The sequence below is a fragment of the Sphaerochaeta sp. PS genome (assembly GCF_032144095.1).
Taxonomy (GTDB): domain Bacteria; phylum Spirochaetota; class Spirochaetia; order Sphaerochaetales; family Sphaerochaetaceae; genus Sphaerochaeta.
In genome coordinates this window covers 27,343-52,791 of record NZ_JAVSNJ010000018.1, presented here as the reverse complement: position 1 = coordinate 52,791, position 25,449 = coordinate 27,343, and the positions used below count along the sequence as shown (strand labels likewise).

Here is a 25,449-nt window from a genome sequence, read left to right as displayed (position 1 = left end):
CATTGTGATCGCGTACATGTTGGTTATGTTGGCAATAGGATATTTTTCCTCAACCAAGATCAAGACGAACACTGACTTCATGGTCGCAGGAAGACGACTCGGGCCCCTTTTGATGGCCGGAACCCTCGCTGCTACCGAAATCGGAGGCGGCAGTTCCCTTGGGGTTGTAGCCAACGCCTATGGATCCTGGGGTGTAAGTGCATCCTGGTACATCATTGCGATGGGAATTGCATTCCTTATCCTCATCCCCCTTGCCCCGAAGTTCAGAGCGACAGAGGTTAAGACAGTCCCTGAGTATTTCAGAAGGCGCTATGACAAGTTCTCAGGCGGATTCAGCGGCATCATCATGCTCATGGCCCTCGTCGGACTCACAGCAGGTCAGTTCAAGGCATCTGCCTCAGTTCTGGAAGTAATGCTCGGCCTTGACTACACCACCAGCCTGATCATCGTCACAGTGGTCATCACCGTCTATGCTGTCATGGGAGGCCTCTGGTCGGTAACGCTCACAGACTTCATACAGGTATTCCTGATCGTCATCGGAATGCTCATTGCCATCCCCTTCGCCCTCAAGTTGGCTGGGGGCTGGGCAACCATCAGGGCAACGGTCCCTGCCGAACACTTCAGCTTCACCCAAGGTATTGGAGGCTGGGGCCAGATCGCCGGCTTTGTCATCATGTATGTGGCTACCTTCTCGGTAGGCCAGGAGGCTGTCTCCCGCTACTACGCAGCAAAAGACGGAAAGGCCGCCATCCAGGGCTCCATCATTGCCGCTATCGTCAACTTCGTATTTGCCTTCATCCCGGTAATACTGGGTATCACCATGCTTAGCCTCTTTAACCAGAACCTGCTGGACAGCAGTGTCGTAGATGCACTGAAGAACAACAGCAGGTATGCCCTGCCTGCCCTTGCAGTTGCGACGATGCCTGCAGTGGTAACAGGAATCCTCTTTGCTGGTATCATCAGCGCCACGATGTCCTCAGCCGACTCCGACCTCCTGGGTGCCGGTTCCATCTTCAGCAATGATATCTTCAAGATTTTCATCCACAAAGGGGCGACCGACAAGCAGGTCATGCTCACCACCAAGATTGCCATGGTTGTGGTCTCCCTCTTCTCGTTGGTTACCGCCCTCTATGCCAACAACATCCTGACCCTGCTTGCCTTCTCGTTTACCCTTCGTGCCGCCGGTACCTTCATCCCCTATGTGATGGGCCATTTCTGGAAGAAAAGCTCCAGTGCCGGATCCATCGCCTCCATCCTCATCGGCAGTCTGGTATTCTTCCTCATGGACAGAAAGATCATCCCTTCCATCCCCAAGTTGAACAACATCATCCCAGCCCTGCTTATCAGCATGGTTGCATTCTATGTGTTCTCCCTTCTCTTCCCTCCCAAAAAGGAGAGCTTCGACCTGATATTCGAAGAATAACGCAACACACCCAAGTGGGCAACACATCCGGAAAGGCTCCTGATTGTCACTGTTGCCCACTTGATTCCCCTGGATTTGAACACTGTATCTGGTAATGGACAGGGCCGTCGCAATGCGACGGCCCTGTGTAGGTAGAGAGACCTGATACGTACGATCAGAGCCTAGCGGTTGATCCAGTACTGCTTGGGAACAGGGTTGGCCCCTTCCCAGATGATCTGACGGAAGTGCACAGGGTCGGTGTTCCCTTCGCTGTTGACAAAGAGAACCTGGCTGGTCTCATCAAGGCCCAGGGCCTTCTTCAGCTCAACTAGCTCAGGATATTGCATGATGGAGGCAAATGCCCCAAGGGTCACGGCGCCACTTTCACCACTGATGATGAACGGGTCCCCGTTTAGGGGTGTGGCATAGACCCGCATGCCCTTGGCTGCGACATAGTCTGGAACCTTCATGAAGGCATCTGCGGTATTCTTGAGAATATCCCAGGCGATGGGAGAGGGATCTCCACAGGCAAGGCCTGCCATGATGGTGTCCAGGGCTCCGGTAACCGAGTGGGGCTTGCCGTCATCAGCCAGGGCACTGGCAAAGAGACAGGGGGCCTGGTCGGGCTCGACCACGATACACTTGGGGGCATCCTGCCCAAAGAGGGCATGGTAGAAACCGATAACAGAGGCAGCAAGGGCCCCTACCCCAGCCTGGATGAAGACATGGGTGGGTTTGACAAGACCGACACCACCGAACTGCTCCTGGGCCTCAGTGAGCATGGTAAGATAGCCCTGCATGATCCAGGTAGGGATCTCGGTGTAGTTATCCCAGCTTGTATCGCTGATGATGGTCCAACCGTTGATCTTTGCATCGATGGCCACCTGGCGAACTGCATCGTCATAGTTGCCGTCTACGATGACAACCTTTGCCCCGTTGCTCTTGATGGCGTCAATTCTTCTGGAACTAGTTTCTGCATGTACATAGATGACACACTTGAAACCAAGCTTCTTTGCAGCCCATGCAATACCACGTCCATGGTTTCCGTCAGTGGCGCTTGCAAACACCAGGTTACCAACCTTTTCCTTTACCTCGTCAGAGGCAAGATATGCAAAGGGGGTGTCTTCCCCAAGAAGCCCGAGCTGTTTCTGCAGATAGCGGTAGAGGGCGAATGAGCCTCCGAGAACCTTGAAACTGTTGAGTTGCAGGCGGCTTGACTCATCCTTGACCCAGATACCACCGACACCGAACATGGTTGCAAGGTTGGGAAGTCCCTGCAGGGGACTCATCCTGTAGCCAGGGATCTGCTTGTGGAAACGGCGGGCAGTCATAGCCTGCTTCATGGAAAAAAGTTCTGTTGAGAGGCCAATATCCTTGACCGTATGGTTCCTTAAAATCCACGAGATTTCCTGTGGGGTATCTGTCATTGTATCCTCCATATTAGTTAATTGATCGAATCTTTACTTTTTACTCTATATTCTACTTTAATCATAAATTTTTCAAGAGGTAATTGCTCATATGATTAATATTTTGAATTATTATCAATTTATTGGAATAGTATTTCAAAAATCTTTGAATCAAAACGAAATAGCCAACTTTCCCTTACGGAAAATGGTGGCTGGTCAGCCTGCCAAAAAATCTATGGTGCAACAATTCAGCACAGGTACCTCAACAGAGGTAGTGGAAATACGGGCTTCCAAGAGCCAAGAAGATCAACCGACAAAAACAAAAAAGGCAAGAGAGAGTCGCTCAGCGGCTTTCCCTTACCTTAGTATATTCCAGCTGTTTTTCCAGCACAAGAGTGGTTACTTACAATACAACAGAATAGGTTGGATCGGTGACCTGATAGACCAGCTTCCCTTTCTTGATGCCATCCGACAGGAAAATGTGCTTGTCCTTGGTCATGAAGATCGCCTCAACATCGTCAAGGGTGTTGATGAGGGCCATTCCATCCTCATACCCAAGGGCATAGAGGGAGGTGGAAAGGGCGTCGGCAAGAAAGGAGTTCCTGGTGATGATGCTTACACTGGTAAATTCCGATTTGACAGGATAGCCTGTTTTGGTATCGAGGATATGGTGGTAAACCTGCCCATCGAGTTCAAGGAACCGTTCGTAGGGGCCAGAGGTGACCAGTGTCTGGTCAACAAGGGAGAGTATCATGACATAGTTTCCCCGAAGAGAGTCAGGATCCTGGATGCCTATCTTCCATGCACTCCCATCGGGCTTGTTGCCCATGGTCAGAACATTCCCCCCCAAATTTATGATGGCATGTTCCACACCGTAGCCCTGGAGAACCTTGGCAACCTCATCAGCGGCATACCCCTTGGCAATGCCTCCCAGGTCGAGGACCATATGCTCGTCCTTCAGGAATACGGAATGATCCTGTTCGTTGAGGGCGACCCGGTCATATCCGATGAGTGGCAGCAAAGAATCAATCTCTTCCTGGGGTGGCTTTCGGGGATTGTCCCCACCAATGTCCCAGGCTTGCACCAGAGGTCCCACGGTAGGATCGAAGGCCCCTCTGCTCAAGGTTGCGATTTCCAGTGCCTTGCGGACGACGTCAAAGGTATCGGTCGTGACAACGACAGCTCTCTTTCCTGCCGAAGCATTTATCTTTTCCACATCACTGTCCTGTACGTGGAGACTCATCCTGTCCTCAATCTCTTTCAGGCGTGCAAAGCCCGCAGTAAAGGCCTCTGGGGAGGGCTGGTCATAGATGGTTATCTTACAGACGGTACCAAGCATCAGAAAGGACTGGGACTCTGGTTCAACCTGCTTCTTGGCACAGGAGGAAAGAAGGACCACTAGGGAGAGGAGGCCAAGGAGTATGGCTATTCGGTGGGTGTTTTGTTTTGTGTGCATATTCAAGGGTGCATTATGAAGTTTTAAGGGGTAAATTGCAAGAAAGGGCATAAGGTTATGCAAGCTTCCATCCTACCCTATTGTTCATTGACTCTTGCTCTCCCCTTCTGCAAGGGCTTTCTCCAGCGTCCTCCAACCCAGGGCTGCACATTTTACCCGTGCAGGCAGTGAGGCCATGGAGGAGAACACCGTCGCCTCAAGCAAGCTGGGGTCGATCGCACCACCACGTATCATCTGGAAAAACAGGTCGGAAAGGTTTTTTGCCTCACTGACTGTCTTTCCCCTGACCAGGTCGGCCATGATGGATGCCGAAGCCTGGGAAATTGCACAGCCGGTGCCTACAAACGAGACGTCCCGGATCACCTGGTCCTCGGATATGTCCAGCTCCAGGCTGATCTCGTCCCCACAGGAGGGGTTGACCCCCTGCACTACGGCACTTTGGTGTTCCAGATGCCTGCGATTCCTCTTCGAGGAGTTGTGGGCAAGCACTACCTGCGTATATAAACTATCAATCTCCATATCCAAAAACCCTCCTGGCATGTACCAAAGCTACGATCAGCCTATCAATATCCTTGATAGTATTATATACTGAAAAGCTCACCCTACAGGTTGAACCGACTCCCAGGTAGTGCATCAGAGGCTGGGCACAGTGGTGCCCTGCCCGTATGGCTATGCCCTCTGCATCGAGCAGGGTCGCCACATCGTGGGGATGTATGCCATCGACAGCAAAGGTTATCAGGGGGAACCTTCCCGCCCCTTCAGCTGCCTTTCCATAGACGGTTATCCAAGGGAGAGCAGAAAACCTCTGCAGGCAGTAGGCGGTAAGCCTATCCTCAAGCTCCTGGATGGCAGGGTAGCCAATGCCCTGCATGTAGGCTATCGCAGCCGAAAGTCCTACCACCCCGGCAACATCCTGGGTCCCTGCCTCAAGGCGTTGGGGAACATCTGCAAAGGTTGCCTCTTGTTCGCTCACATACTCGATCATATCCCCACCAGTAAGGAACGGGGGAAGGGCCTCAAGGAACTCCTTCTTTCCATACAACATCCCGACCCCGGTAGGCCCAAACATCTTGTGGGCAGAAAATACCGCAAAATCACAATCCAAGGCTTGCACATCCACCTGCATATGGCAGATGCTTTGGGTACAGTCGACGATGGCCACCGCCCCTACCTCATGGGCCTTTGCAATGAGCCTTGCAGTGGGAAGCTCGATGCCCATCACGTTGCCCACCTGGGCAAAGGAGACGATCTTTGTCTTCCCAGTTATCTTCTTCCCTATCTCCTCACCTTCGATGTTTCCATTCGCATCCAGGTAGAGATAGACAAGGGACGCCCCAGTCTTTTTGCAGACCTGTTGCCAAGGCACAAGATTGCAATGGTGCTCAGAGATGGGGATGACCACCTCATCGCCTGGCTTCAGGGTGTTGAGTGCATAGGAATAGGCCAGGAGGTTCAAGGCCTCGGTGGCATTGCGAAGGAATACAACCTGGCTTGGGTCGGGGGCATTGATGAACCTGGCAAAATCACCTCGTCCCTTCTCGTACAACCGGGTGGCTTCGGAGCTGAGAGCATACAGCCCCCGATGGGGGTTTGCATTGGAGCTCCTGTAGTATCCCTGCATGGCTTCGATGACCAGAGAGGGCTTCTGGCTGGTGGCAGCGCTATCGAGATAGACAAGGCTACTCTCCCCAAAAATGGGGAAATCGCGGATATAGGGGTTACTGCTCATCTCTTTCCAACCTCCTTGCTAGTTGCCTTCGGATCTCCGATTGGATCTTCTTGTCTGGAACCCTTCCAAGGATGGGCTCAAGCTGGGCCTCCACCAACATCCTCCTGGCTTTCCTCTCCTCGATGCCCCGGCACATAAGATAGAAGAGGGAATCCTGGTCGGGTTTCCCTGAACTTACCGCATGGCTGCCTTCGACATCCGCCTCACCACAGAGGATGAGCGGGATGGAACGGTTCTTTACCTTTGGTGATAGCAGCAGGGAGGATTCATCCTCGCTGCCCTTGCTCTGGGAACACCCCTGGTGGAAGTCCAGGGTCCCCCTGAACAGTTTGGAGGCTTCATCAAGCAGGGCCCCCCGGGCCACCAGTGTGGAGAGGGTTCGTTTCCCCCTATGCTCAATGTGCACATTGAGGTCAGTTACCCCTTGCCTGTCAACGATATTCATGCATGATACTGTGCACTCTGCTCCATCGCCCTGGAGCTCAACATGGGTTCCGATATAGGATTGGGCAGACCCGATGGCTATCTGCACCACCTCGAGCTTGCCACCATCGGCAACTGTGATGTCGAGGTAGCCAAGGTCGGTAGTACCCTCATTGAGAAAGCGAAGCTGGATGACCGTCAGGCTGGCGCCACTACCGACATGTGCCTTGAGGTTCCCCCCATGGAAGGTCGCCTTCCCTTCTATAGGGGTGCGGTAGCCTTGCAGGATGGTGGCACAGCTGAAGGGTTCCATATCCACGACGAGGTCGTCGATAACCGTGGGGTTTGTTGCATCAAGAAAGTAGTTCAGTTTCAAGGGAGAGTTGGCGTTTCTCCCTTCCTCCACAACCACCCTAAAGCTACTGTTGCTCTTTTGCTGCACAAAGGAGGACAGGCTTCCGTCTTGGCTTGTAGTATTCGTATCCAATTGGGAAACCAGCAGTCCTTCATGCTGGAGAGAGGCTAGGGTGAGGGGCTGTGGACTCTCCTCATAGGAGACAGTAAGGTCACACCCATTCATCTTAAGGTGTCTCCAGGTGGGAACAGGAAGGGTGTTTATCCGTAGTTCTGCCGTATTTTGCTTGTTCATCCTATGCTTCCCTCCATCTCCAGGCTGATGAGATTGTTCATCTCAACGGCATATTCCATAGGCAGTTCCTTTGCTATGGGTTCTGCAAAGCCACGTACGATCAGCCCCTTGGCCTCGGATTCCGATAGGCCTCGGCTCATCAGGTAGAAGATTGCCTGTTCGCTGATCCTCCCGATCCTCGCCTCATGGCCAATGTCGGCGTCCTCGCAACGGATGTCCATCGCAGGGATGGTATCGCTACGGGAGATGCTGTCCAACATCAGCGACTCGCAGGAGACCGTTGACTTTGCATGGGAGGCTGCCTTGGTGATGATGACCTCGCTGCGGGTGATGGAATGCCCGCCATTCTTCGATATCGACTTGGTGTTGATGGAAGAGGTGGTATTGGCAGCCGAATGGATCACCTTGGACCCTGTGTCCAGGACCTGGCCCTTGCCTGCAAAGGTGATGCCGGTAAACTCCGAATGGGAGCCCTCCCCGACCAGAAGGCTTGAGGGATAGAGCATGGAAATGTGGGAACCGAACGAACCGGATACCCACTCTATGGTACCCTTCTCCTCCACCCTGGCCCGCTTGGTATTGAGGTTCATCATGTTCTTCGACCAGTTCTCGACCGTCGAATATCTCAGTCTCGCCCCTTTACCGACAAAGAGTTCAACACACCCTGCATGCAGGTTGATGACAGAATACTTTGGGGCGGAACATCCTTCGATGAAATGGAGGTCAGCCCCAGGCTCCAGGATGATGAGGGTATGTTCAAATTGTCCGGCTCCCTCTGCATTCAGCCTGAAATAGGACTGCAGGGGGATGCTCACCTTCACATCCCTGGGGACATGGACAAACGACCCACCGGACCAGATGGCGCCGTGCAAGGCCGCATACTTGTGGTCGGAGGGAGGGACCAGCTTCATGAAATATCGCCTGACCAGATCCTCATGCTCCCTAAGTGCTGTTTCCATGTCACAATAGACCACCCCTTGGGCGGCCACTTCATCCTTTACCTTGTGGTAGACGACCTCAGAGTCAAACTGGGCGCCCACCCCACCTAAGGAAACCCGCTCGGCCTCGGGGATTCCCAGCCTCTCAAAGGTATCCTTGATGCCCTCGGGGACATCGTCCCAGCTGTCGTTCATCCCGGTTTTCGGCCTGCTATAGAGGGTAATCTTGCCGATGTCCAGTTCATCCAGGTTAGGACCCCATGCCGGCATGGCCATCTCATGGTAGGTCTCAAGGCTTTTCAGCCGGTGGGCGAGCATCCAGGAGGGCTCTCCCTTTTCGGATGATATTGCCCTCACCACAGCCTCATTCAGCCCGGGTGCCAGACGGAGAGCAGGCTCAGCGTGCTCTATGAAGTCGTATCGGGAGAGGTCAACCTCTTCCAGACGGGTCTTTTCTGCCTGCATGTCAGCTCCCTCCTTGTCCAAGGAATGGTGCATACCCCTCTTCTTCTATGCGCCTGATGAGGGAGGTATCTCCACTGGCAACCAAGGAGCCCTTTACCAGCACATGGACATGGTCGGCCTGTATGGACTGGAGGATCTTTGTGTTGTGGGTAATGATGAGCAGGGAGTTCTCCGGATTATGGAACTGCTTGATGCCTTGGGAGACAACCCTCACCGCATCGACATCCAGGCCGGAATCTGTCTCATCCAGGATGGCAAGACGTGGGTTGAGGGCAAGGAGTTGCAGGATTTCCGATTTTTTCTTTTCCCCACCAGAAAATCCTACGTTCAAGTGCCTATTGGCATAGAGGGGATCCATATCAAGGTCCTTCATGATCTTTTTCAGTGCTAGGTTGAATATGAAGACATTCTCCTCAACCCCAGTGATGGAGCTCTTGGAGGTCCGCAAGAAGTTCTCCAGGGTAATGCCTGGGATCTCCTCAGGGTTCTGGAAGGAGAAAAACAGCCCAAGCCTGGCCCGTTTCTCGGTTTCCAGATGGGTAATGTCCTGCCCATCAAAATGGATGGACCCTTGCTGTATCTCATAGCCAGGATGGCCCATGAGCACATTACCCAGGGTGGACTTGCCTGCCCCATTGGGGCCCATAAGGACATGGACCTCCCCTTTTTTTACAGAGAGCGTAATTGAATTCAGCAGTGGGATGGTTCCCCCTACCGTTACCGTAAGATTATCTATGTGCAGCAGATCGCTTGCCATTGCATGTTCCTCATTTCATATGAGTATCCTGACTCCCAGTTCCAGACGGCCAGGCCCTGTCTACTGAAGTAGTGTTCTTACTGAAGGGAACTGGCTCATGCCAATGCTACGAAAGACCTAGCCCTCGTAGCATGGATGCAGACTATCGTGACCAAAGCCCGTCACTGTTTGCTTTTTCCTTGGTTGCTTACCTTGTTCATCTTTTCTGCGATGGCTTTTGCATCACCAAGATAGTATTTCTTGCGTACGGTGAAATCCTGATCGAATTCATACACAAGGGGAACACCGGTAGGGATGTTCACCTGCATGATCTCTTCAGGGCTCAGGTGATCGAAATACATCACCAAGGCACGAAGGGAATTTCCATGGGCGGCGATGAGAATCCTCTCCCCATCGAGCATCTTGGCCTTGATCTCCTCTTCAAAATAAGGGACGGTCCTTGCGATCGTATCCTTGAGGCTTTCGGTAAGGGGAAGCTTGCTGGAATCGACCTTCCTGTAGGTTTCCTGCAAGGCAGGGTTCCTGGGGTCGGAGAGCTCCAGGGAGGGAGGAGAGACGTCAAAGGACCGTCTCCAGATCTTGACCTGCTCTTCCCCATACTTGTCAGCTGTCTCACTCTTGTTCAGGCCCTGCAGGGCACCGTAATGGCGTTCATTGAGCTTCCAGCTCTTGATGACTGGCAACCACTGCCTGTCCATCTTCTCCAACACCAGGTTGAGGGTGTGTATGGACCTCTTCAGGAAGGAGGTATAGCAGATGTCGAAATCATACCCTTCCGAAAGAAGGAGGTCGCCTGCCTTGGAGGCCTCAGAAACCCCTGTTTCCGAGAGGTCCACATCGGTCCATCCTGTAAAGAGGTTCTCCAGATTCCAGATACTTTCACCGTGCCGTAACAATACGAGTTTCATGCAGTCCTTCCCTTGCAAGCCAACCGAGGACAAGCTCTTCCTGTTATGAAAAACAAGACTAGAACCTTTTAGTTAGCTTAACCTAACTCCAAGGTACTGCTTTGCTATGCTTTCTGTCAACTCAACAGGGGGGAAAGGCGATTGGGAAGGCTACAAAAGAGACTTGCAAAAAAAATCAGCAGTTAGGGGAAAACCCTGTAGCCATCCATTGGTATCCCATACCCGCTACAGATCAAAAGAAATTTGGAGTTCTTTGGGAGGATAAAAAACCCCAATGATTGAATAGGGTTTTTTCCAACACCTAACATGAGCTTCACGACGTGTCCCTAAAAAGAAATACAATTCCTTTTTTTTGAATTCCCTCAAATATGTATTTTTTACTTTCTCTATTGCAATTGCCTCTCCATCTCGTCTGCAATTACGGTAAAGCATCATCAATTCCCAATCTTCAATCATCAATCTGATTACTGTGTCAGAATCATCTGTAAATTCATAATAAAAGGTATAAGGAATGGATTGGGACATTTTCCAGTATTGGGGGATGTCTTGCCTTTCCATCAATTCTCCTTGGTTTCTTAGGTTTTGAAGAATTTCTTCTTTGAGTAATTCATCTTTTTTTACATCTTTGGGTTCAGCGATGAAATCAATGAGCTCTTTGGGCTTAAAAGTTGCCAGAGAGATGAAATCTTTACCTTTCGGGTCAGATGCCTCCATCAGCTTTTGATAATTGTAGAATACGTTCTTTAAGCAAAGTCTCCTTCGCTCAGCCCATGAATTTTCAGTACCAATGTTGCCAATGCTCCCTGGAGGAGGAGAAATACAGAAATAGGACTCCTTTCGGTTATCCTTGTTCCGTGGCCTAGGTTCGATATCAAAAACATACCAATGATATTTTTGAATTTTCTCGTTAAGCAGACGCAACTTAATTGGGTAGATTCTAATCCACTCCCCTTCTTCTGTTATTCCAGCTGTACAAACTGTTTCAATGTATTTGTGAGAAGGCGTTGGATAGGTAAGAACGGTTATCAAGATTTTTTTCTTCACCACTATCTCCTCTGATATGTAGTATTGAAGGTATTGATGGTTGCTGTTCTTTGCAAAATGCAGCAAATAACGATCTATGACAGTCGGCAGGATTTTTCTCGTAGCACATGAGGACAACATTTTCAGCCCTAAGCAAATCTGCGATTTCATCAGAGTGGGTTGTACATTTTGGAAGGATTTTTTTCTGATACCACGCAAACAATTCTATTTTTTTTCCTGCATGCAGTAATTCTTTTCTGTTGTTGGATGGGATCCCTACGTCAGGCATTGAAATATACCGGATCCCTGCTTCGCCTAAAGCTTCTTCCAAGTTCTTTTTACAAAACTCTCGTCGCATTGAGAATGCATTCTTCCTCACATCCACAAGGCAAGTGATATTTCTTACCAACAGTTCCTGAATGAACCCATCTATGGATAGTCCCTCGTATCCGATAGTATAGAGAGCCCTTGGGGTTTGAGCTATTTCTTCTTTGATGCTTGCCACAGTTACTAGGAATGGGTCATCAGGAGGGAACCTATCAAGTATCATACTTCTGATTCCATAAATAGGTTCCATCCTATAGGTAAGATCAATCAGTTCTTGTTCTGTTTTCATCTGATAAGCCAGTATGACCTTGTCCAATATTCTGGAATCCTCTTTTTTGAGAGGTATAGAAACAGTATCAAGCAGAGACCTATTAATTGAAATGTTGGATTCGAACGGTGAGTTCCCTTTTTCTTCAATCAAGAATTTCTTTTTGATGAGTGCCACCTGATCGTCATGTAGAGTCAGGGAATAACAGCCAAATTTATTTGGAATAAAAGAATAATGCCTCTTGTCGGAAGCCTTTTGAAAAAGAAACATTACCTTATGCAATGTGACTAAAGAAATGGGTCCATCGTAATTAGCCACCAGATGGAGAAAAACTTTTCGTCTATACAACATACAACACCTGCACTACCTTTGTTACGCAATACGTATGTCCAAGTAAGGTTTAAAGAAGTCCTAAATCAATTTCCAGGAAGAGAAATCCAGCAAATCACAGGATGATTCCTCCCTTAAGCCGTCCAATCGGCCGCCTAACATATGAACATACCATCCAAAATCCGCAAGAAAACCACTCCCAGATAGAGCGTTTCTCCACGGTTAGTAAGCGTTTGTTTAGTGTAAAACAGAAATTGTAACTCTTCAACCTTGCATTCCATTAATTCCAACCATTTTTTTGCTTGGGATGAATTCATGGTTAATCCGGACCAAAAGAGTACCCTCCTCCTTAGCAACCAGCCCTGGCTGTATACCCAAGAATCACCATCTACCACTTCTATAGGATATATTCTAGCAACCATTCTTTTGTGCTATACTCAGCCTTGCCATCCTTAAGGGATGGAATAGCGGTCAACAGGGCTCATATGTACTGTCTTGTGAAAGCCAGTCCTCCCCTAGTCCATTTTTTTTGTTTCTGTCCATTTTCTTGGAAAAGATTTGGTTGCAACCAAAGGAGAGATGTCGACAGGAAATCATGCATAGCTAAAGATTCCCTTCTGATACCCGAAAAGCATGAATAAAGTACTTGCATTTACCAAAAGATTTACCTCCCTGATGGTACTTACCGTACTCATCAAAGCATCAGGTGCTTGCCTGGAGTTGCTTATCCCCCGAGCGATGGGCTCCTTGATCGACATAGGGCTGCAGGACAAGGACTATGGCTACATCAGGACAATGCTCATCGTCATGATTGCCCTGACCCTATCGGCAGGCCTTGCCAACATGGTCGCAAACGTCCTGTCAGCCCGATACTCCAACCGGGCCAGCGCCCTCATCCGTGAGAAGTGCTTCGAAAAGATACAGTTCATGAAACTCGAGGCAGCCGATACATTTACCATCCAGTCGCTCATGACCAGGGTTACCGGCGATACTGACATCATCCAGAGGATGCTGGAAATGATGGTAAGGCCGATGGTACGAGGCCCTCTGATGATAATCGGGGGGCTGGTCCTATCGTGCATGACAAGCCTGAAGCTCACCCTTGTCATCCTTGCAGGGATGGTGCTGGTCTCCCTGGTAAGCTACTCCATCTACATCGTGGCAAATCCCCTGTTCAGGAAGATCCAGCGACTGGTCGATACCCTGACACGGATCATCCGTGAAGGCCTTACCGGGATCCGGTTGATCAAGACCCTGAACAAGGAGGGGTATGAGGTCTCCCGCATTTCGGAAACAGGCAAAGAGATACAGAAAAACGAGATCAAGGCAGGAGTATTCCATGGGGTGCTCAACCCCATGGTTACCCTCATAGCCAACATCACCCTGGTATTCACCATCCTTGCAAGCAGGAAGCTCATCGTCAACGGGGAAATAACCATCGGAGAGATAACCGCCATCATCCAGTACGTCAACATGATACTTTTGGCCATGAAGATGATCCCCAGGCTATTTCTCATGCTTGGCAGGGCAAATGTCTCATCGGAACGGGTGTTTGCCATCCTGGAAAACAACGATACCTACCAGTATGGAAACCTGACGACAAAGGACACGACCCAAGACCTACTGACCGTAAAGAACCTTTCCTTTGCCTATCCCGGTAACAGGGACATACTCTCGGGAATCTCCTTTTCCTTGAAAAAGGGAGAAAAGATCGGCATTCTCGGCGATACTGGATCGGGGAAAAGCACGCTGACCTCACTGCTACTCGGCCTCTATCCCAACTATCGGGGTGAAATATCCCTCTATGGGAAGGGTCTGTTCTCCTATGAAAGGGAAACGCTACGGAAAATCATTACGGCAGCACCCCAGAAGGCGAACATCTACAACACCTCGATACGCTCAAACATAATCCTCCATTCCGCCAATGATGACGAAAAACTGAAAAAGGTGATCAACACTGCACAGTTGCACGGCTTTGTATCCGAAAAGGAACAAGGGGTAGACTTCATCCTGGAACAGAACGGCAAGAACCTCTCTGGAGGGCAGAGGCAGAGGATCAACATCGCCAGGACCCTGTATACCGAGGCAACCATCATGATCTTTGATGACATATCCTCAGGGCTCGACTACAAGACAGAACGTAACCTCCAGGATGCTATGCACCAGGCCTACCCGGAGCATAGCCTTATCTTCATCTCCCAGAAGATACAGTCGGTCAAGGAGTGTGACACCATCTTCCTTTTGCAGAAAGGAGAGTTTGTAGCAAAAGGCAGCCATGAAGGGCTGCTGCAGGACTCCCCTCTCTACCAGACGATGTGGCAATTGCAGAACATAGAAGAGCATTACTCATGAAAACACCCAAAAAAATATCCAGCTGGAAGTCCCTCTCATTCCTTCTCTCCTATTTCGCCAAACAGAAAGGGGTCATAGCCCTGCTGCTTACCATTGTGATAGCAGCCAATGGCCTAGCCCTCTATATTCCCTTGCTGACAGGGGATATGATCGAGATACTCAGGAATGCAACATCCATTCCCATTGATTCCCACTTTGCCAAGATCGGCTATTCGATGCTCTCGATCTCCCTCATCGTCTGGCTGCTTACCGCAGTACAGAATGCGATCATTGTCGTGATAGGGCAAAAGCTTACCTACTCCTTGCGCATCGATGTGTATGAACATCTGATGCACCTGCCCATCTCCTTTACTGATACCCATACCACAGGAAACGTCCTGAGCATAGTCATCTCTGATATCAACAATGTCAGCGATACGATATCCACCGACCTGGTCACCCTCTTGGCAGGTGTCATTTCAGTCTTTGGCTCGTTGGCCATGATGCTCGCACTCAGCCCTGAGCTGACACTCATCTTTGCCGTCACCATCCCTCTGATGATTTTTGTGACGAAGACCATAGCCTCCAGGGCGAGGCGGTACCATAGGAAACGAAAGGCGATGTTCGGTTTTGTGTCAGGCTTTGTGGAAGAGATTCTGACAGCCCAAAAAAGCTCCATCATCTACAATACAGAGAGTGACAACATCAGGGACTTTGACAAGTATTCGGGCGAGCTTTGTGAACACGGGATCAAGGCAGGCGCAATCTCATCGCTGATGATGCCCGCATCCAGCCTGATAAACAACCTGAACTTCTCCCTCATCTGCATTGTGGGGACCCTGCTTGTCATTGCCGGACGGCTCTCCTTGGGGGCCATCTCCTCGTTCATACTGCTCTCCAAGAAATTTTCAGGCCCCATCGTAGACAGCTCGGACATCATCGCCTCATTCCAGTCGACCTTTGCATCGTGTGACCGGATATTCACCATCCTCTCCCAGGAGATCGAGGAACCCATAGCAAGTATTCCTGCCAAGATGGATAGGTTCCAGGGGAAGATAGAGTTCAGGAACGTCAGCTTCTCCTACAACGAGGCAGATGTAGTACTGAAAAACATCTCCTTTACCGTACAACCCCATCAGAAAATCGCCCTGGTAGGGGCCACAGGATCGGGAAAGACCACCATCATCAGCCTCCTACTGCGATTCTACAAGGAACAGGAAGGACAGATCCTCATCGATGACAAGGACATCAACTCCTATCCCCTGAGGGAACTTCGCCGGCATTTCGGCCTGATAACCCAGAACAGCTGGATTTTCCAGGGCTCGATCATGTCCAACCTCAGCTATGCATCGCTGGAGGAAAAGATTGACAGGGAAGAGGTGATGCGGCTCTGTAGCCAGATACAGGTGGATGAGTTCATCGGAACCCTGGCAGACCACTATGACACCGTCCTGATGAGTGATTCTGGCGGACTCTCCGATGGACAGGTGGAACTCATCAACATCGCACGGGCCTTCCTGTCCAACCCCGACATCTTCATCCTCGATGAGGCCACTGCCTCCATAGACCCACAGACCGAGCAGAAGATACAGAAGACCACCGATGAGGTCCTGAGAGGAAAGACTAGCATCATCATCGCCCATCGGCTCAATACCATAAAAAGTGCAGACAACATCTTTGTCCTGAAGGCGGGTGAGATTGTAGAAAGCGGGACCCATGCAGCCTTGCTGGAGAAAAACGGGTATTACAGTGAGATCTACCAGAGCAAATAAGAGAGGATTGCAACCATCACTCTTCTCAAGAGGACTTGGCTATACCGAGAGTCCATAAGGTTTGGCTGACCAATAAAATGCCTCCCAGAAACCAATGGAGGTAACATTGGAGTATGGGAGGCAAACCTGAACGAAGGCCTACAGCCTTTGCATGACAACTGGAGTTTCGAACTTCCACTCCTGACCCAGGATACGGGTTTTCCCTGTCACCGTAATCTCGCCGGTCCAGACAATATCTTCCGACGACTTTCCGACCATGATCTCAAACACTCCCGGTTCCACAATCCTGTGCTGCCCATCGGCAACAAAGGAGAGCATCTCCGCACTCAACAGAAAGGTCACCCTGGTGGCCGCCTTGCCCTGCAAGGAGACCCTTGCGAACCCTTTCAGCTCCTTGACTGGCCTCACGATGGAGGCAACCTTGTCGTGCACATACAACTGCACGATTTCATCACCTGCAACACTGCCTATATTGGTCACGGTGACGGAGACTTTGACACTCCCCCTTGTGGTGAGAGTTTCCTTGTCCAACGAGCAATCAGCATAGGAGAACTGGGTGTAGCTCAAGCCATGGCCAAAGGGATACAGGGCCCCAAACTCCTTCTGCCGTGGGAGGCCTTTCGCCTTCGGGGTATGGTTGTACGCATAGGGGAGGGCCCCTGCACAGTGAGGGAATGAGAGTGGGGTCTTCCCACTGGGATTTGCCTTGCCAAACAGTATGTCGGCAATGGCCTCTCCTCCCCCCTCACCAGGCAACCATGCGGCAACGATGGCAGAGGCCTTCTTGCTTGCACTATAGATATCGTACGGGCGCCCACTGACCAATACCAGGATGACCGGCTTACCGGTATCGAGGATGGCGTCGACCAGCTGCTGCTGTACTCCCGGTAGTGTCAGCGAGGAGACATCAGAGCCCTCTCCTACCGTTCCCTGCTGGAAAAGACCTACAAGGTCTCCTACCACCAATACAACGGCATCGGCCTTCTGGGCTACCGCGACAGCATTCGCAATCCGACTGGTATTCTCGCTGAGCCTATGGCTTGAAGCTCCGTCAGATTGGGGAACATCGCCGGGGAAGAAGACAGCCTGCTCAACCTTGGATTCATAGAGCATGCACCCAGGTTCATAGAGGACCTTCACTGTTGAAGAGGCTTCCTCGATCGCGACCCTAATTGTCTTGGCCTTCGCCGGAATGGTTGAAGCATCACCCTTTGCCCCCTGCAGATGGATCGGTGCGGAGTAGCCGTTGTACATTGCATGGGGATGGTCGGCCAACGGTCCAATGACTGCCACCGTCCCACTTGGGGAAAGCGGAAGGATCTTGTCGTTCTTGAGGAGGACCAAGGATTTTGTCGCGGATTCAAGGGCCAGGTCATGGCTCTGCTGGCTATTGAGAATGATGGAGCCTGTATCAATATAGGGGTTGTCGAACAAGCCTTGGCGGAACTTCTCCTCAAGCACCCTCAGGACAGCCTCATTAAGGTCGGCCATCGAGAGCAATCCCTTTTGCACAGCCTGCATCAGGCCCTTCTTGTAGGCAGTCCCGCTGGGTAGCTCGATGTCAATCCCTGCATACAAGGCCATAGCTGCTGCATGGGCAAGGTCAGGGGCGACCTTATGGTCGTTGAACAGCTGGGCAGGTGCCTCATAGTCAGCCACCACCAGGCCATCAAAACCCCATTGCTTTCTCAGTAAGTCGGTGATGAGGGGGCGGGAACTGGAACAGGGTTGCCCATCGATATCATGATAGGCAGGCATGGCCGATCCAGGATTGGCCGCCTTCACCACCATCTCAAAGGGCAGGGCAAAGATATTGTGCATCTCCCTAGGCCCCATATGGACTGGGGCATGGTTTCGCCCCCCTTCGCTGAAGGAGTGCCCGATAAAGTGCTTGAGGGTCGCTATCGGCATGCGGCACCTGCCCTGGAGGCCCTTCACATAGGCAATGCCCATGCACCCCACCAGATAGGGGTCCTCGCCAAAGGTCTCCTCAGTCCTGCCCCAGCGGGCATCCCTGGCAACATCTAGTACAGGCGCCAGGCCCTGGTGAACCCCCAAGGAGGTAAGTTCCTTCCCGATTGCATGGGCAACCCTCTCCATGAGCTTAGGGTCCCAGGTGGAGGCGCTGTTGAGGCTGGAGGGGAATATGGTGGCACCTGCCACCATCGCCCCGGTCAGGCACTCCTCGTGCAGCATGGCGGGTATGCCAAGGCGGGTGTTGTTGACCAGATAGCTTTGGATCTGGTTGACACCCTTTGCCACTGAGCGGGGATCCATCGCCCTTGTCCCGAAAGGACGGGTTATCTGCCCAAGTCCCAAGCCAAGGACCGTCTGCCGATCAAGTTTGGGTCGCTCGTCAGTGAAGGCTGTCTCTTTGACGGTGAAGCTACCATCCTCCTCTATTTCCAGCCAGGCAGAGCAAAGCTGGGCCGCCTTCTCTTCCAAAGTCATCTTCCTGACAAGTTTCAAAGCCTGTTCCTGCATAGAAACAACTCCTTTCCCTATGTAACTGTATTTTTCCCCAAACTTCAGGACCAAATACAAGATCTCAGCATCCCTACCTTCGGCTAGCTCTCTGAAGGTACATCTGTAGCTACACGTCCTATTCTTTGATGGCCCCAAGGGAGACCCCGGCAATTATATATTTAGAAAGCATGAAATATATGACGAACAAAGGCAGCACCGTGAGGGTAAGCCCAAGGTAGACCGACCCATATTCGGTCTTGTAGATATCGCCCCTGAGCAAACTCACCATGATGGGCATCGTGTACTTGTCACTGTCGGTCAGCAAGATCAAGGGGAGGAACAGGTTGTTCCAGCTCAGGACAAAGGTGAATATGGCCTGGGTCGCAACCGCCGGCTTCATGATGGGAAGGATGATGGTATTGAAGGTGTACAGTTCCCCTGCCCCATCTATCCTTGCAGAGTTGATGATATCAAGCGAAAGGTTGCCCATAAGGTATTGCCTCATGAAAAATACCATCGCCGGGGAAGCTATGGCCGGCAAGATGAGGGGGAGGAAATTATTGGTCAGGTTAATCTGGTACATGAACTTGTAGAAGCCGATGCTGGAAACCTGGGCCGGTATCATCAGGACCGCCATGATGAAGGTAAAGAAAGGCTGGCGCATCTTCCAGCTGTAGGCGACCAGGGCATAGGCTGTCAGGGAGGAGAAATAGACAGCACACAGCGTAGCCCCGGAAGAGATTATCATTGAATTGAAGAAGCCTGTGGTGGCATTGAAGCTTTTGTTGGAGAGAATCTTCAAATTGCTGAGCAGATACTTGGAAGGGAAAAGACCGACCGAGTTCTGCTGAATCTCAAAGGTTCCCCTGGTCGCATTCATGAACATGACCCAGAAGGGAAACACGCTGAGCAGGGAAAGGAAGATACAGACAGCATAGATGACTGTCTTGGACAGGGTACGTGAAGCCTTCAGGCTCTTGCTCATAGGATCGCCCCCTTGTGTGTGGCCTTGCTTGCTTTTTTAAGGGCACGGGTCTCTCTCTTCAGCTGGACGGCATCCATGTCCCTCAAGAGGAAAAAGAGAATGGATGAAAGAACTACGATGATAAGGAACATGATGAGGCTGGCCGCTGCAGCACGGTTGTAGAGATAGCTGCCGCTAAAGGCCTGGTTATAGATGAACACACTGGCCGTTAGGGTGGAGTTGTCGGGTCCTCCCAGGAGGAAGAGCCTTGGGATGTCGAACATCTGCAGGCCCCCGATCATGCTGGTCACCAAGGTATAGAGAATGATGGTCTTCAGCCTGGGAAGGGTGATGCGGAAAAAGATCTGCGTTGCATTGGCTCCATCAATTTCTGCAGCCTCAAAGAGGGTCGGGTTGATGCCAAGCACCCCTGCAATGAGGACTATCATGGTATTGCCATACCACATCCAGAACTGGATGAAGGCAACAACACCACGGGCTGTCCATTTCTGCAGATGGAAGTTCTGGGGAGCTGAGGTAAAACCGAACCTCATCAGCAGGTCGTTTATCGGCCCCTTGGGATACCCGAACAAGCTGTAGAACAGGATTGCAATGGAAGCTGCAGTGATGATGTTCGGCATGTAGATCAAGATCTTGAACATGCCCTGCCCCTTGACGTGGATGCTGCTGTTGGTAAACCAGGCGGTTAGCAGCAAGGCCAGGCTAATCTGAGGGATGAAATTCATACCCCATATCAGAAACGTGTTGGAAAGCGATTTCCTGAAGGTAGGATTATTCAGTATAAGGATAAAATTCTGCAGTGGGTTGTCAAGGATGTGGATGGAGGTCTTCAGCAGCCCTCTCATGTCGGTAAACCCAATCAGAACGGTATAGAGCAGGGGATACAAGGAAAAAACAAGAAACGTAAGCACAAAAGGTAGGGAAAATATATATCCGTATTTTGCGTAACTAATGCCTTTTTGCCTCATGTGCCACAACCTCCACATAGCTAGTTAATGGTATACTACGTCCTACCCTGCTTGGTCAGAATAGCATTTCTGTACAGTCATGGGGATAGGGTCTTTGCTTGGAGATACAGGAAATAGGGCGAGTAGCCGGCCTTCACTCCAAAGGAACAGGAACCGAGGTTTGCACCCCGGTTCCCTGGAATAATCAGAGAGATGCAATGTCAAGGTTATCGAGGACCTGCTGCTTGAAGTCAGCAATGGTCTTTGCCCTTGTCTTGTTGCCTTGAGCATACTCACGAACCTGGTCGCGCCAGATCATGTTGATGGCTTCATCGTATTGGTTCTTGTTTCTTCCGGTAGCGAATGCACCGGCAGGAACGAATACATCAAACATGTTCTGTCCACCAAGGAACGGAAGCTTTCCATCGGACATCTTCATGACCGTACCGGAAGCAACGGTGTCTTTGGTGCCGCCAGGACCGTTGAGGGTGCCATTGGCCCAATAGTACTGCAGACCGGTCTTGGAGCTGTCCAGGGTGATCCATTCGATGATGTCCCCGACAACGTCCTTATGCTTGCTGTTTGTATTGGCAAGTACCCACGTGCCACCCCAGAAGAACCCTACAGGAGGCTCACATACTGCCCAGTCACCATAGGTGCCTTCGCCAGGAGCGTTTCCACCGGAGTTTCCAGCCATTACGTAGTTGATGAGCCAAGCGGGGCCAAAGAAGCCGAAGACCTTCATTGGGTTGGCATCTTTCATGTCGCCAAACCAAGCATCGGTCCAGTCTCTGGTATCATTGTGGTAGCCTTTCTGCTTGAGCAGCAAAGCCTGGTCAAGGAAGGCCTCACGTGCGGGGTCGATATAGAGTTTTCCATCGACGATCCAGCCCTTTTCAGAACTGCCTTCGATAGCATGCCACACATCTCCGTCACCGGATACAATGCCAAAACCCTTTGCCTTAAGATCGGCAGCGGCTTTGTAGAACTTGTCCCAACCCGGTCCAACCTTGGTCTTGATGACTGCAGGATCGTCGGTTCCCCAGACGGCCTTTGCAATGGAACGGCGATAGATGAATGCACCACCGGTTGCCTGATAGCCCAAGCCGACCAGCTGGCCCTTCTTGTTGGTTCCGATCTCCACCGTATAGGGGGCGATATCGGCGCTCTTCAAGAGCTTGTCAACATCTATGCCCAAGTCCTTGTAAGGGGCTGCATACTGGGCAGCATCACCTTGGGTATACTTGAGGACAAATGCACTCTCTGCACAGAAGATGTCAGGTGCATTGGCTGCACTGCTCATCAAGGCCTGGTCCAAAGCAGGCTGGTAAGCCCCGTCGGTTGTGGCAATGATGGTGCTCTTGATCTCATAGTCGAACTCAGGATGAAGGGCTTTATACTGCTCAAGCATTTTTGGCACTTCATCGGTGAAGCTCCAAAGGTTAAGGACCTTCGGGCCCTCACTAGCCGCCTCTTTGGTACCCGCAGCGAACAGAGACAGACTGATACAGACGATCAGCATGGTGGTTACCAAAATCTTCAAACTCCGTTTCATATAGAATCCTCCTTATTGCATATGCCCTCAGGCATACGAATGCATTCTGTTTGACCCTCTTGTCCTAAAGAGCGTCCCAATTCTAAAACCTCTTGAGCTCATCATACCCGCGCCAATGTCAGTCCGTCAGCGGCCATATGCCTAGACTTGTCCTAGGACATTAGTCCTAGGCAACAAGAGGCTTGCAAAGTTGGTGAGGGCAGGACTGGTCCTTTTCCTGGGTTTTTCTAACGCTTCTTCAAAAACTCGGACTGCACCCATTTTATGGCATATTTCCGTAGTGTCCCGGCATCGGATATGAGAAGCTTATGGCGGATGTTGTCCCGGTAGGCGTTGACCGTCTTGCCTGATATGTTCAGGACCTCTGCAATCTCTGAAACCCCAAAGCCCTGGCCGATCATGCGGAACACCTCCATCTCCCTCACACTGAGCTGGGTGATGAGATCGACTTCAGGCTTCTTGGTGTCCCAGGATGCAAAGGAGTCGATCAAACGCTCCTGCATAGCCTCCGACAGGTAGATCTTCCCCTGAAGGACAGTCTCTATTGCGCTCATGAGGGTCTCTGTCGCCTCTTGCTTCATGACATATCCACGAGCTCCAGCCTGAAGGGCCTTGGAGGCGTAGATTATCTCGTCGTACATGGAGATGACAAGCTGGAAGATCTGGGGATGGGAGCTATGGACTGTCTTGACCAGCTCCAAGCCATTCTCATGGTGGAGGGAGATGTCGACAAGCAGGATGTGGGGTGGCCTGGCCTCCACCAGCTGCAGGGCCTCGGCAATGGTATTGGCCTCCCCTATGACCTTATACCGTTCATAGGTCTCAATGACATTGACCAGGCCTTGACGAAAGATGGGATGGTCGTCCACGACTATAAGCTCAACTCTTCGGCTCATCTGCTTTACTCCTGATGCTAACGTGTACTGCTGTTCCTTTCTTGGATGAATCGATACTCAGCTCTGCCTGTGCCATGCTTGCACGGCTATGCATGATCCTCAGGCCCAAGCCCCCTTCCCGAATCTTCTTGGGTAGGCCGATACCATCGTCAATGACTGAGGCAAGGTGGTAGAGGCAGCCATCCTTGCCTACCTCGGATATGAGGGAGATGGTGATGTGCTGTGCCCGGGAGTGCTTGATGGCATTGTTCAATGCCTCCTGGATGATATGGAACACATGCAGGGCTGCATTGACATCCTCTATGACAAAGTCAGGCTCAGAGTGCACGGTAACCTCGACATCGGCCCGTCTCAGGGTATCCCCTACCAGAGCGTCAACCCGCTGCAGGAAGGTGTGGGGCTCCATCTCGAAGGGGAGCAATCCACGTGAGATGGTCTTGATCTTGGTTATCGATTCATTGAGTAGCTGGCGGATCCTCTCCAGTGTCTCAATAGGCATGTGCTGGGGATTCAGTGTCGTCTTGGTCAGCGAAGAGACCAACAAGGAAACCCCCAACAGATGCTGGCAGAGGTCGTCATGCAGGTCCTGGCCGATGCGCTCCATTGTCTGGGTGGAAATCTCCAAGACCTCCTTCTCAAGCTCCCCTCTTCGCTTGATCTCCATGGAGAGTTCCTTGTTCGCCCTGATGAGGTCTGTGGTCCTCAGCTCCACCTGTTCGGAAAGGATCTCTCCATGGGACCTGATCTGCTCCAAAAGCAGGGTTCCCTTGAGGTTGCTGGAAACCTGTTCCTGCAAGGTGTCGTACAGGGCAGGGATCTCAATGCCGATGGGTACGACCAGATAGCCAAGTTGCTCACTGATGTAGACCAGGGGCATGAGGATCCATTGCCCCTGCCTCCAGGTATGTTCGATGGAGGAGGGAAGCAGGTTGACCCGTTTGAACTCCTGGGGCGCTGAATTAGTGCTCTGGTTCTCCTTTGAGATGTCCATGAAATAGCGTATCTTCTTCTTGTCCCTGTCGAATATCACCAGGTAGCCACGGTCTATGCCAAACATCTGCAACCCTTTCTTGAGGTTTTCGAACATGTCCGACAGTTCGAACACCCCCGAAAGGATGGCACTGACCCTCCGCAGCGTCTCAAAGGAGGATTCGGCAGAGAATCGTTTGGTTGCCTGGAAGCTTCCGACCTTTTCAGCTATGTAGGCCCTTGCCGCATCCATGAGGGTGGCCAGGACCTTCGTATCGGGAGAGCCGGAACAGTGGCAGAGGTGCTCGATGTAGGAAAGAAACTCGTACCATCGGGAGATCGAGCCGACCTCAAGGCGTGTGGTATCCAAGGCCCGGCTGAGGCGGGCTATCAGATTGCCATAGTCATTGGCTGAAAACAGTTCAGCCAGGTCCTTGATGGCCTCTTGTTCGGATGCACTGGCATAGGGGGGAATGTCCTGGACTTCGGTGGAATAGCAAAAATGGGGCTTGCAACCACAGGACTCCCTGATGATGGGATTGCACTCCAGGCTTAGGTGCTCCTCCTCCCCTCCCTGCATCAGGCGTTCCAGGATGTCCACGGAAACAGAACCCAGCTCATTCATGGGCTGCATGACGGTCGTAAGGGGAGGCAGGGTATAGAGCGATGCCTCAATACCATCGAAGCCGATAAGCGCCACATCCTCTGGGACACGAATGTCCCTTCGCCTAAGCTCTTCCAAGGCGCCCTGGGCCATCCGGTCGTTCAAACATACCAGGACATCAAATTCCAGACCACTGTCGCAAAGAGTGGCAACTGCCTGGATCCCCGACTCCTGGGTAAAGGTTCCAGGGACAATGAGACGTTCATCGACGGGGATATTTCGTTGTTCCAGAAGGGAGCGGCAGATTTTCAGCCTGCTGATGGCTTCGTCATGGCTCGGAGGCCCACTGATCAGGGCAAAGCGGGTATGGTGATGCTCATCAATGAGGTGTTCCATGACCCGGGTCAGGGCCTTGGTCTCGTCAACGATGACATCGGACATCCCAGGGATCCTCATGCCGATCGAGACACGGGGAAGGTCAGCCAAGGGGGCAAAGAAGACCTTAAGGTCCACCGTGGTCAGGAATGTCTCCAGCGAGGAGGCAATGATGATCAGCCCATCGATGTTACGTTTGTTTGCCAGGTGGTATGCAAGGTTGGAAGAGGCTTCGGTTGCGATGGGAGAGCCAAGGCGGGACCCCAGGAAGGATATGGAGCCAAAGCCCTTTTCCTGGGCCCTCTGTGCTATGGCATGCCAGACTGTCGATTGGTAGGCATCATCCAATGACGCAGTGAACACCCCTATGCATCGCTTCTTCTCACCCATAGACAACCATACTCCTTAACTCTTACCAATATCATAAACCATCTGGGAGGGATTGCAAGGAATGGTAAAAAAATTAAC

General features: G+C 51.4%; 19 protein-coding genes. 3 read left to right on the top strand and 16 right to left on the bottom strand.

Features of this window, described 5'->3' with window-relative positions; genetic code table 11:
• Position 1: 1 nt before the first annotated feature.
• Complete coding sequence (locus ROJ03_RS12000) at positions 2–1,423, top strand: sodium:solute symporter family protein (protein ID WP_313727303.1); 1,422 nt, start codon at positions 2–4, stop codon at positions 1,421–1,423.
• A 161-nt stretch (positions 1,424–1,584) separates the two neighbouring features.
• On the opposite strand, the gene ROJ03_RS11995 is transcribed toward ROJ03_RS12000, so the two are convergent.
• The 10 genes from ROJ03_RS11995 to ROJ03_RS11950 all read right to left on the bottom strand — a co-directional run bounded on the left by ROJ03_RS11995 (position 1,585) and on the right by ROJ03_RS11950 (position 12,069).
• A complete protein-coding gene (locus ROJ03_RS11995) occupies positions 1,585–2,829 on the bottom strand; it encodes a diaminopropionate ammonia-lyase (RefSeq protein ID WP_313727302.1) in 1,245 nt (414 codons plus the stop codon).
• A 382-nt stretch (positions 2,830–3,211) separates the two neighbouring features.
• Positions 3,212–4,264 (bottom strand): FAD:protein FMN transferase, encoded by a 1,053-nt coding sequence (locus ROJ03_RS11990; RefSeq protein WP_313727301.1) that lies wholly within the window; start codon positions 4,262–4,264, stop codon positions 3,212–3,214.
• A gap of 84 nt (positions 4,265–4,348) precedes the next feature.
• Positions 4,349–4,783, bottom strand: a complete 435-nt coding sequence (gene sufU / locus ROJ03_RS11985) for a Fe-S cluster assembly sulfur transfer protein SufU (RefSeq protein ID WP_313727300.1) — start codon at positions 4,781–4,783, stop codon at positions 4,349–4,351.
• On the bottom strand, positions 4,773–5,993 hold the full coding sequence (locus tag ROJ03_RS11980) for a SufS family cysteine desulfurase (protein ID WP_313727299.1): 1,221 nt from the start codon (positions 5,991–5,993) through the stop codon (positions 4,773–4,775). The genes sufU and ROJ03_RS11980 overlap by 11 nt, the downstream gene beginning before the upstream one ends.
• Entirely contained in the window at positions 5,983–7,065 is a 1,083-nt protein-coding gene (locus ROJ03_RS11975; protein WP_313727298.1) for a SufD family Fe-S cluster assembly protein, read from the bottom strand. The genes ROJ03_RS11980 and ROJ03_RS11975 overlap by 11 nt, the downstream gene beginning before the upstream one ends.
• Entirely contained in the window at positions 7,062–8,501 is a 1,440-nt protein-coding gene (gene sufB / locus ROJ03_RS11970; protein ID WP_313727297.1) for a Fe-S cluster assembly protein SufB, read from the bottom strand. The genes ROJ03_RS11975 and sufB overlap by 4 nt, the downstream gene beginning before the upstream one ends.
• Entirely contained in the window at positions 8,470–9,225 is a 756-nt protein-coding gene (gene sufC / locus ROJ03_RS11965) for a Fe-S cluster assembly ATPase SufC (protein ID WP_313727296.1), read from the bottom strand. Before sufC ends, sufB begins: the two co-directional genes overlap by 32 nt.
• Before the next feature lie 161 nt (positions 9,226–9,386).
• Positions 9,387–10,133, bottom strand: a complete 747-nt coding sequence (gpmA, locus tag ROJ03_RS11960) for a 2,3-diphosphoglycerate-dependent phosphoglycerate mutase (protein WP_313727295.1) — start codon at positions 10,131–10,133, stop codon at positions 9,387–9,389.
• Between the two features lie 225 nt (positions 10,134–10,358).
• The gene (locus ROJ03_RS11955) at positions 10,359–11,177 is read right to left on the bottom strand and encodes a hypothetical protein (protein ID WP_313727294.1); all 819 of its coding nucleotides are present in this window, start codon (positions 11,175–11,177) and stop codon (positions 10,359–10,361) included.
• Positions 11,116–12,069 carry a DUF488 domain-containing protein gene (locus ROJ03_RS11950; RefSeq protein WP_313727293.1) on the bottom strand — a complete coding sequence of 318 codons (954 nt, stop codon included), beginning with the start codon at positions 12,067–12,069 and terminating at the stop codon, positions 11,116–11,118. The genes ROJ03_RS11955 and ROJ03_RS11950 overlap by 62 nt, the downstream gene beginning before the upstream one ends.
• Positions 12,070–12,714: 645 nt before the next feature.
• Here ROJ03_RS11950 and ROJ03_RS11945 point away from each other — a divergent pair.
• Complete coding sequence (locus tag ROJ03_RS11945; RefSeq protein ID WP_313727292.1) at positions 12,715–14,433, top strand: ABC transporter ATP-binding protein; 1,719 nt, start codon at positions 12,715–12,717, stop codon at positions 14,431–14,433.
• Positions 14,430–16,184: an ABC transporter ATP-binding protein gene (locus tag ROJ03_RS11940; RefSeq protein ID WP_313727291.1), complete on the top strand. Its 1,755-nt coding sequence runs from the start codon at positions 14,430–14,432 to the stop codon at positions 16,182–16,184. The genes ROJ03_RS11945 and ROJ03_RS11940 overlap by 4 nt, the downstream gene beginning before the upstream one ends.
• A 138-nt stretch (positions 16,185–16,322) precedes the next feature.
• On the opposite strand, the gene ROJ03_RS11935 is transcribed toward ROJ03_RS11940, so the two are convergent.
• The 6 genes from ROJ03_RS11935 to ROJ03_RS11910 form a co-directional block, all read right to left on the bottom strand.
• Positions 16,323–18,668: a glycoside hydrolase family 3 N-terminal domain-containing protein gene (locus tag ROJ03_RS11935; protein WP_313727290.1), complete on the bottom strand. Its 2,346-nt coding sequence runs from the start codon at positions 18,666–18,668 to the stop codon at positions 16,323–16,325.
• Between the two features lie 118 nt (positions 18,669–18,786).
• Positions 18,787–19,635, bottom strand: a complete 849-nt coding sequence (locus ROJ03_RS11930; protein ID WP_313727289.1) for a carbohydrate ABC transporter permease — start codon at positions 19,633–19,635, stop codon at positions 18,787–18,789.
• The gene (locus ROJ03_RS11925) at positions 19,632–20,546 is read right to left on the bottom strand and encodes a sugar ABC transporter permease (protein WP_313727288.1); all 915 of its coding nucleotides are present in this window, start codon (positions 20,544–20,546) and stop codon (positions 19,632–19,634) included. Before ROJ03_RS11925 ends, ROJ03_RS11930 begins: the two co-directional genes overlap by 4 nt.
• Before the next feature lie 241 nt (positions 20,547–20,787).
• The gene (locus tag ROJ03_RS11920) at positions 20,788–22,137 is read right to left on the bottom strand and encodes an ABC transporter substrate-binding protein (protein ID WP_313727287.1); all 1,350 of its coding nucleotides are present in this window, start codon (positions 22,135–22,137) and stop codon (positions 20,788–20,790) included.
• A 227-nt stretch (positions 22,138–22,364) separates the two neighbouring features.
• Complete coding sequence (locus ROJ03_RS11915; RefSeq protein ID WP_313727286.1) at positions 22,365–23,033, bottom strand: response regulator transcription factor; 669 nt, start codon at positions 23,031–23,033, stop codon at positions 22,365–22,367.
• Positions 23,017–25,371: a substrate-binding domain-containing protein gene (locus ROJ03_RS11910; protein WP_313727285.1), complete on the bottom strand. Its 2,355-nt coding sequence runs from the start codon at positions 25,369–25,371 to the stop codon at positions 23,017–23,019. Before ROJ03_RS11910 ends, ROJ03_RS11915 begins: the two co-directional genes overlap by 17 nt.
• Between the last annotated feature and the right edge of the window lie 78 nt (positions 25,372–25,449).